This window comes from Kitasatospora sp. NPDC057542, from assembly GCF_042801945.1.
In the GTDB taxonomy this organism is placed as follows: Bacteria; Actinomycetota; Actinomycetes; order Streptomycetales; family Streptomycetaceae; genus Kitasatospora.
This window is the reverse complement of the sequence record NZ_JBHVFE010000485.1, coordinates 1-6,685: the sequence shown is the minus strand read 5'-3', so window position 1 is coordinate 6,685 and position 6,685 is coordinate 1. Positions and strand designations below refer to the sequence as shown.

Here is a 6,685-nt window from a genome sequence, read left to right as displayed (position 1 = left end):
GGGGTTCCACTCCGGCTCCGGCAGCGTCTCGATCTGCTTCGTCCAAGCCCGCCACGGCTACGAGGTGCCGGCACTCCTGCCCAAGGCCTTCGAAACACCGAACTGGAACTTCTCCCCCGACGACGACGACCACCACGAGCTCCTGCCCGCCTGGCACGTCGCGGTGCTGCGCAGCTGGTACGAGCGGTTCGGTGCCGAGCTCTACTACGCGGGACGTTCCCGTCTCGAACTGCTGGTCGCCCGCCCGCCGGCCGACCGGCGCACCACGGCCCGGGTCGCCATCGAGCAGTTCGCCTACGCCTTCGACGGCGTCCAGGACCCGGACATCGCCGGCGACGGGCAGGTCCGCTCCCCCGTCTGGTCCTTCTGGTGGGACTGACCACCCCCGCGACGACTCCCTGCCGGCCTCGGCCCCCGACAATCGCGTAGTCCCGACGACGGTCCCGAACAGCACCCTCCCCCTCCCGGCAGCGGGCGGAGAACGCCCCGTCCGGACACGAAGTCCGGGGCCTGGCTGCCCCTCATGAAGCCGACAACCCCTGACGTCTGAGGCGCCGTCGAGAACGCGTGCGGAGCGCAGCAGGGGTGGGGCGGGCCGGGTGTGGGGAGCAGCTGGGTGTCGTGGCCGTTCGGGTGCGGTGCGCGTCGCGGGCAATGGGGTGTGGCGCGCACCGCACCTGGCCATTCTCCTGTGTGCGGGGGCCGGCAGAGCAGTCAGGGGTCCGGCGACGGAGGGGAGGAAGTCGGGCGCCCTGGTCCTGCCAGTAGAGCAGCAGGGTGTCGGCTTTCAGTGGCCCGCGTTCGCCGGAGTAGTAGACGCGCAGGCCGGTGAGCACGGTGCCTCTGGTGGCCTGATCGATCCAGTGGAAGGCTGCCTGTTCCAGGGCTGCGCGCGGGCCGGTGAGTCTTCCGTGGGCGTGCCACTTTCGTTCAGACGACTCAAAATGGTGACCCTTATCCCGATATGGAGGTAGTTCAGTGTCGCAGGGGCGGAGTCCCATCGTGATCGCACAGGGCAAGATGGCTGACAGCAAGGTTGACCCGGGGTTGAACGCGGCTCCGCTGATTGGAACAGAGCTCAATCGGACCTTTGAAGAAGGACGGTGCATCTCCGGATGCTGAAGAAAGCAACAGCTTCGTGGCCTGGGTGGCTCATTCATGCCATGCTGCGATATCTGGCTGTTTGTGCGGCGCCTGTATATCTAATTCTTCTGCTGATGGCACCCTTTGAGCCCGGTGGCCACGATGCGGACGGCTACCCGCGACCGAGACCTGAGGATGACTACGGGCTCATATGGCCAATTTTTGTCTACATCACTGCTCCGGGGATGGTGTCGCTGATGCTGCTCTCCGCAGTGGCAGCGTGGGGGAAAGACGTCCGCATCGCCGCCGCATGTCTGCTGTCACTTCCCGCCTTTCTCTTCGTTTCCGTGGGATTCTGGCAGTTCGGGCTGTTCATCGTTCTCGGCATCACCTACGCCTTCACCGCGATGCCGAGAACGGTTCGTAAACTCGTAGCCTAATTTGAACGCGAGATGCTCGGGCGGAACATCCTGGAGGTTGTTCCGAAGCAGACACCTGAGTGACATCCGTGTGGAAGGACGGTGATATGCAGACCCTTCACGCCGAGGCCGCAGGCTTGGTTTCAGTTGAACGTTCGCAGTTCGGGCTATGGGAGCGGAGTGAGTTCATCGAGGACGGCAACTGGCTGAATCTTCCTTTGAGTGAAAAACTCCAGGCGTCACGCTGGCCAACGGGGCGATTAAGATTCGAAGCTCGATTCGGGATCACTATGCGGCTGTGACTCTTGAGGTCACTGACAATCCAGTGCGTCCAGACGGGTTCGGGCTCATCGCCCAGGCTCCATACAGGTCTCTTACGGGGCGCACGGAAGCATGGACTCTATTCTCCGGCCCTGCCGATGTGGCGTTGGACCTCGGAGGACCATCGCGCAACTTTATGCTAAGCGTCTTTTGGGACAGTTCGATGGAGTTGGGTGATCACACGAAAACGGAACTGCTCCACGGGGTGGAGCGGTTCCGTTTCGTCTTCGAGCCGGCGGCGGAATGACCAAACGTCTTCCCGCCGCCGAGCTGATCCTCCGCGGGTTGGCCGGCCCGCGGTCCTTGCCGCCCATCCTCGAACAGGAACGGGCGGTCAGCCCGGGCCTTGGCCGCTGAACCGCGGGGCGCGTTCGCCGGAGCGGCCCTCCGCGAACGAGCCCCGGCACCCCCGCTCACGAGCGGGGGCCGCCCGCATCGGCGCTGGTGCGGGCCGCGACGGACCGCACCGCGGCCCCGGCGTCGTCCACGGGCAGCAGGACCGACATCACCGGCCGCTTCACGCCCCACCGGCCTGCCACCTCAACGGGTTCGCCCAGCTCCACGGTGAGTGCCTCACGGCCGGCCCCGGGCACCACGAACCGATCGCCCGCCCCGTCCCGCTCGGGCCGCCCCGGGGCACGCGCGACCTTGTCGAGCCGGCGCACCGCGCCCAGCGGGATCTCCAACTCCTGGTACATCCCCCATCGCACGAGCAGGCGGTCAGCGCGCAGCACGTGCGGGCGTGCCCTGCTGGCCAGGCCCAGAGCGAGCAGCACCACGGCCCCGTAGACCAGCAGGGCGCCCGCCACCAGCCAACCCGCGCCCGGCGGGCCGGCCAGCAGGACGGCCAGGCCCGAGGCCAGGAGCAGCACCGCCGCACCAACCGTCACCGCACGGGCGGCACCACCGTAGGCGAGTCGCACGTCGCCGGGCCGGGCCCGTTCGGTGCGTCCGGACAGCGCGAGCGCCAGGACCCGCAGGACGCTCAGCTCCCGGCGTACGAGGCCCGCCAGCTGATCTGGCATCAGGAAGAACAGTGCCCCGGAGAAGGACTCGGCCCGGGACGTGCCGTCGGCCCGCAGCAGGCGGTATTGCCGCAGGAAGGCAGCTCCCGCGAGCAGCCCCAGTACGGCCAGGGCGCTCTCGGTCACGACGAGGATCCCCGCCGCGATCCGCCAGTCCAGCAGACCGGTGGTGACCAGCACGATCCCGGTGATCAGGACCAGCACACTGGCCCACCGCAGCAGTCGCAGCCAGCCCGGAGTGCCCGGGGCCGCCCGGACGGCCGTGGGCGGCTCGGGGGCCGCCTGGCCCAGCAGGCTCCGCAGTCCCGCCTCCGGGTCAAGGGCGAAGAACCGCAGCTCCCGCACCGTCTCCCGACCGGTCTTCGGCAGGACGACATCCGCCGGCTCGGCCAGGGCGACCGCCAGATTGGTGACACCCATCACCGGCAGCCACAGCACGCCGTCCCGTACCTCCGCCGTGCGTCGCTGGTCGATCATGGCGCGGCGGACCGAGGACTGTGCCACGGAGTCCAGGGCAACGGACAGCTCGAAGGTCGCACCGTAGCGAAGCGTCAGCCGCCCGGCGGCCACCCGGTGCGGATAGGCGCGCAGCGCGAGCGAGAGCGCCAGCAGCACCCCCATCGCGAGCAGTCCGAGCACCAGCCCCAGCAGCCTCGCCCACAGCGCCGGGAGCAGGAAGTCGACGACGAAGATCTCGATCACCGAGGAGGCCACGATCAGGACCACCAGCCCCGTGGCACTGCGCTGGTACGGAATCACGGACTGCTCGACCGAGGATCTGGACGCAGTAGGAGCCTTCCACAGCGCCCGTGCGGCTTTGGCCCAGTCCAGTCCCCGGGCCATCAGCACACCCCCGCCGCCACCATCGTCGGGAACGCGCCAGTCGTGCGGCGGACTTGTCATGTCGGACTTCCCGTTCGTGCTTCCTGTTCCAATGGAGGCATCAGCACCCGGCACTCCTCCGCGATTTCCACGATGTCGCGCGGTGCTGCCCGCGGTCCGTCACTCAGGAGCACTCCACACGTGTCGAGAACGATCTCGTCGACGCCCGCGTTCCGATAATCCGTCAGGGCATCGGCTACAGCCGCGGGCGTCCCGGCCAGAACGACTCCGTGATCGGGGAGTTCACGGGCGGTGTCCCTGCTGTCCGGTTCCTTGAGGTCGAGCCCGGCAGAGCGCAGCATCGCCCGGTAGGCGTGCTGGCCGAAGTGGCTGGCAATGGCCTCCCAGACGGCGCGGTACAGGTCGCGCCCGTGACGACGACGCCAGGCTCGACACCGCACGGCACGACGCAACGACGGGGCGGCCTGGCGAGGCACAGCGACCGAAGCGACCGAGGCGCCCGTTCCGGCCGGGGCCTGCTCGACCGGCTGCGTAACGGCCACCTGCGGGGCGTCGGCCGGGGCGGGGGTGCACCAGCCACCCATGTGGATTGGGCGGCCGCCCGAGCGGTACGGCGCCGGCCACCCGCACCGCACGCACGGCACGGGCTGCGCGGCCACCAGGTCCCCGCCCGGGGTGCGGTCGAGCTCCACCACCGCCTGGTCCTGCTGCCCGCCGAACGCCGTCGGCACAGCGGGCACCGGGGCGGGAGCAGCAGCGGGTTCGGCCGGAGCGGGACGCGGGGCGGTGGCTACCCGCGCGGGCACGGTCTCGGTGTGCGCGGGGGATGCCTCACCACCGCCCAGCTCGAGGAAGTCCACTTCACGTCCCACCACCTGGCCGGGCACTGACCGGCTGGGCCCACCACGGCTCCGGGAACCACGAGGCCGGCCACGACCGCGAACGGCCACCGGCGCAGCACCGGCGTGCCGTCGAGCGTTGATCGGCCGGGTTGCTACAAGGGCGTGTAGGTCTGGTACTTGCCTTGCAGGGATGAGTCGGCTGCACTGGCCACATCGGACCGGGGACCGGCTGCGCATGCGTGGAGAAACCTCGTGACCTGGGGACCCGGCCAACCCGCTGCGGCAGCCGCGGCCCAGAACCGGAGACCGTCGTAAGGGTCCAGGGGCTCAAGGAAGTCGAGGACGTGGTCGATCGCGGCCGTGTCCAGGCACAGGCGCTGCATGGCGACGGCACACAATGCGCCGTCGGCAAGCATCGGGGTGCCCGTGTCCAGGCACCAGCGCAGGGAATCGGCTGTGGCCTCGGGAGCGCTCAGCCGGACGATCGCGTCGCCGAGCGCGGTGTACACCATGGTCGCCTCGAAGGGGCGCTGGGCAAGGTCCCGGAGCAGACCGAGCGCAGGTCGGTGGCCGCATACCCCAAGAGCCATGACCATCTGGTACTGGGTCTCCCACGTACGGGGGTCACGAACCTCCCGCTCAAGGGCCTCCAGTAGCGCCGGACCCGCTATGGGATCGGCAAGCCGGCGCAGCCGCGTTGCGGCGGAACGCCGCTTCGGCGAAAGCCGGTGACCGAGCTGTTCCACGGCCTCATCCAACGTCAACGCCATGACGGTCCCTGTCTGCTCGGCTTCGTTCCGGGCGCAGCGTAGGACCTCGTACCGACACAGCCTCCCGAGCGGGTGGGGAAAGGGGCTTCTCGGGTTGATGGGCCGACTGGGCATGGCACGCACAACCTCGTGTGATCAGCCCTCGCTGACCCAGGTCAACCGCAGCAGTAGCAGTTCGACCACCTCGGGCGTCCGCGCTGGTCAAGGGAACTGCACGACTCTGTCACCATGCCGCGTCACAGGGTGTCAGCGGAAATCCGCACCAGAGTGACACCAGCCACTCCCCCACCAACGGCTATCCCCCAGCCCAGGCCGTCATCAGACATCAGTGACACCACCTGACCACCAGGTGACAACGAACTGCAGATTCGGAGGGGGGCTGTGGGCGGTGGCGGGGGGTTGACTGGGTTCACGATGGCGCGTCGGCTGGGGAGGAAGTCTGTGGAGGATCCGGAGTTCAGCGTCGTACTGACGGGGGCGGCCTACAGTGGTCCGTCTGCGCTGAAGGCGATCCGGCTGGTCACCGGCCTGAGTCTGTGGCACAGCCGGCAGCTCCTGGACAGTGCGCCCGTCACTGCCCGGGCCGAGCTCCCGTACGGGGAGGCTGCGGCTGCTCTCAGGCGCCTGCAGCAGGGCGGCGTGCAGGCTGCCCTGTGCTGCGGGTACTGCGAACGTCTGCTGCCCACCGACGGCACACCCGTCGACCCCGGCCCGTGCAGGTCCCGGTACTGGCCCACCGCCCATTGCCAGGCCAACTCCGAAACCGTCTGCGACCTCGACCGCTGCCCCACGCACGACCCCAACTGGCTCCGCCGGTAGAAACTGCATCCGGGACGGGTGAGCGGTCGGTGGTCGGCCCTGCTGCGACAGTACCCGGCGCAGGCCTTCGGCGCGCCCGTCTTCACGCGGCCAGCTGGCCGGTCCCGATGGGTCGTCGACGCGGGCGGCGGTGTGGGCGGCGGGCGTGCTGCGGCGAGGTACTGCGGGATGACGGCGGCCAGGCCCTCGGCGGCCTCCAAGAGGACCGGGTCGGCGTGGGGCTGCTCCATGAGGGCCTGGGCGAGGTGGAGTGCGCTCTCCAGGACGGCGGCGGGGGCGCGGACGTGGCGTAGAGCGGCAATGGCGTCGGCGGGCCGCTGGGCGGCCTGGTGGGTCCGGGGACGGCGGCCGGGTGCGCCCAGGGCGGTTGCTGGCGGCAATGCCGTTGCTCTGCTACTACCGGCGCGCCGAATTGGTGGTCAGCTGGTCTGGCACGGCACACCGGCGTGCGGGTTGCTTCCGTTGGCAAGCACGAGGAGCGCGCTCACCGCCACGATCCCGGTCAGCATGGCGAGCGTCATCAGCCCGAAGCGTTTCATCGGAGGCTGGTACCGGGTGGAACG

Annotated in this window: 7 protein-coding genes; 4 read left to right on the top strand and 3 right to left on the bottom strand. The window is 69.3% G+C overall.

Features of this window, described 5'->3' with window-relative positions:
• The 3 genes from ACFU7Y_RS37260 to ACFU7Y_RS37250 form a co-directional block, all read left to right on the top strand.
• On the top strand, positions 1 to 379 hold a 379-nt coding region (locus ACFU7Y_RS37260), incomplete at its 5' end, for a DUF4253 domain-containing protein (RefSeq protein ID WP_380771016.1).
• Between the two features lie 736 nt (positions 380 to 1,115).
• A complete protein-coding gene (locus tag ACFU7Y_RS37255) occupies positions 1,116 to 1,523 on the top strand; it encodes a hypothetical protein (protein WP_380771015.1) in 408 nt (135 codons plus the stop codon).
• 86 nt (positions 1,524 to 1,609) lie between these two features.
• On the top strand, positions 1,610 to 1,804 hold the full coding sequence (locus ACFU7Y_RS37250; protein WP_380771014.1) for a hypothetical protein: 195 nt from the start codon (positions 1,610 to 1,612) through the stop codon (positions 1,802 to 1,804).
• Positions 1,805 to 2,236: 432 nt separating this feature from the next.
• Here the strand turns inward: ACFU7Y_RS37250 and ACFU7Y_RS37245 are convergent, their stop codons facing one another.
• The 3 genes from ACFU7Y_RS37245 to ACFU7Y_RS37235 form a co-directional block, all read right to left on the bottom strand.
• Positions 2,237 to 3,751, bottom strand: coding sequence for a hypothetical protein (locus tag ACFU7Y_RS37245; protein WP_380771013.1), 1,515 nt, complete (start codon positions 3,749 to 3,751; stop codon positions 2,237 to 2,239).
• Positions 3,748 to 4,551 carry a hypothetical protein gene (locus tag ACFU7Y_RS37240; RefSeq protein WP_380771012.1) on the bottom strand — a complete coding sequence of 268 codons (804 nt, stop codon included), beginning with the start codon at positions 4,549 to 4,551 and terminating at the stop codon, positions 3,748 to 3,750. Before ACFU7Y_RS37240 ends, ACFU7Y_RS37245 begins: the two co-directional genes overlap by 4 nt.
• Before the next feature lie 134 nt (positions 4,552 to 4,685).
• Positions 4,686 to 5,303 (bottom strand): HEAT repeat domain-containing protein, encoded by a 618-nt coding sequence (locus ACFU7Y_RS37235; protein ID WP_380771011.1) that lies wholly within the window; start codon positions 5,301 to 5,303, stop codon positions 4,686 to 4,688.
• 441 nt (positions 5,304 to 5,744) lie between these two features.
• Between ACFU7Y_RS37235 and ACFU7Y_RS37230 the strand changes: the two genes are divergently transcribed.
• Positions 5,745 to 6,122 (top strand): ribosomal protein L7/L12, encoded by a 378-nt coding sequence (locus tag ACFU7Y_RS37230; RefSeq protein WP_380771010.1) that lies wholly within the window; start codon positions 5,745 to 5,747, stop codon positions 6,120 to 6,122.
• The last annotated feature ends 563 nt before the right edge of the window (positions 6,123 to 6,685 follow it).

What these genes read in the sequence shown, in the direction of transcription:
- ACFU7Y_RS37255 (WP_380771015.1), top strand. Translation starts at nt 1,116, where the DNA reads ATGCTGAAGAAAGCAACAGCTTCGTGGCCTGGGTGGCTCATTCATGCC.
- ACFU7Y_RS37245 (WP_380771013.1), bottom strand. Translation starts at nt 3,751, where the DNA reads ATGACAAGTCCGCCGCACGACTGGCGCGTTCCCGACGATGGTGGCGGC.
- ACFU7Y_RS37235 (WP_380771011.1), bottom strand. Translation starts at nt 5,303, where the DNA reads ATGGCGTTGACGTTGGATGAGGCCGTGGAACAGCTCGGTCACCGGCTT.
- ACFU7Y_RS37250 (WP_380771014.1), top strand. Translation starts at nt 1,610, where the DNA reads ATGCAGACCCTTCACGCCGAGGCCGCAGGCTTGGTTTCAGTTGAACGT.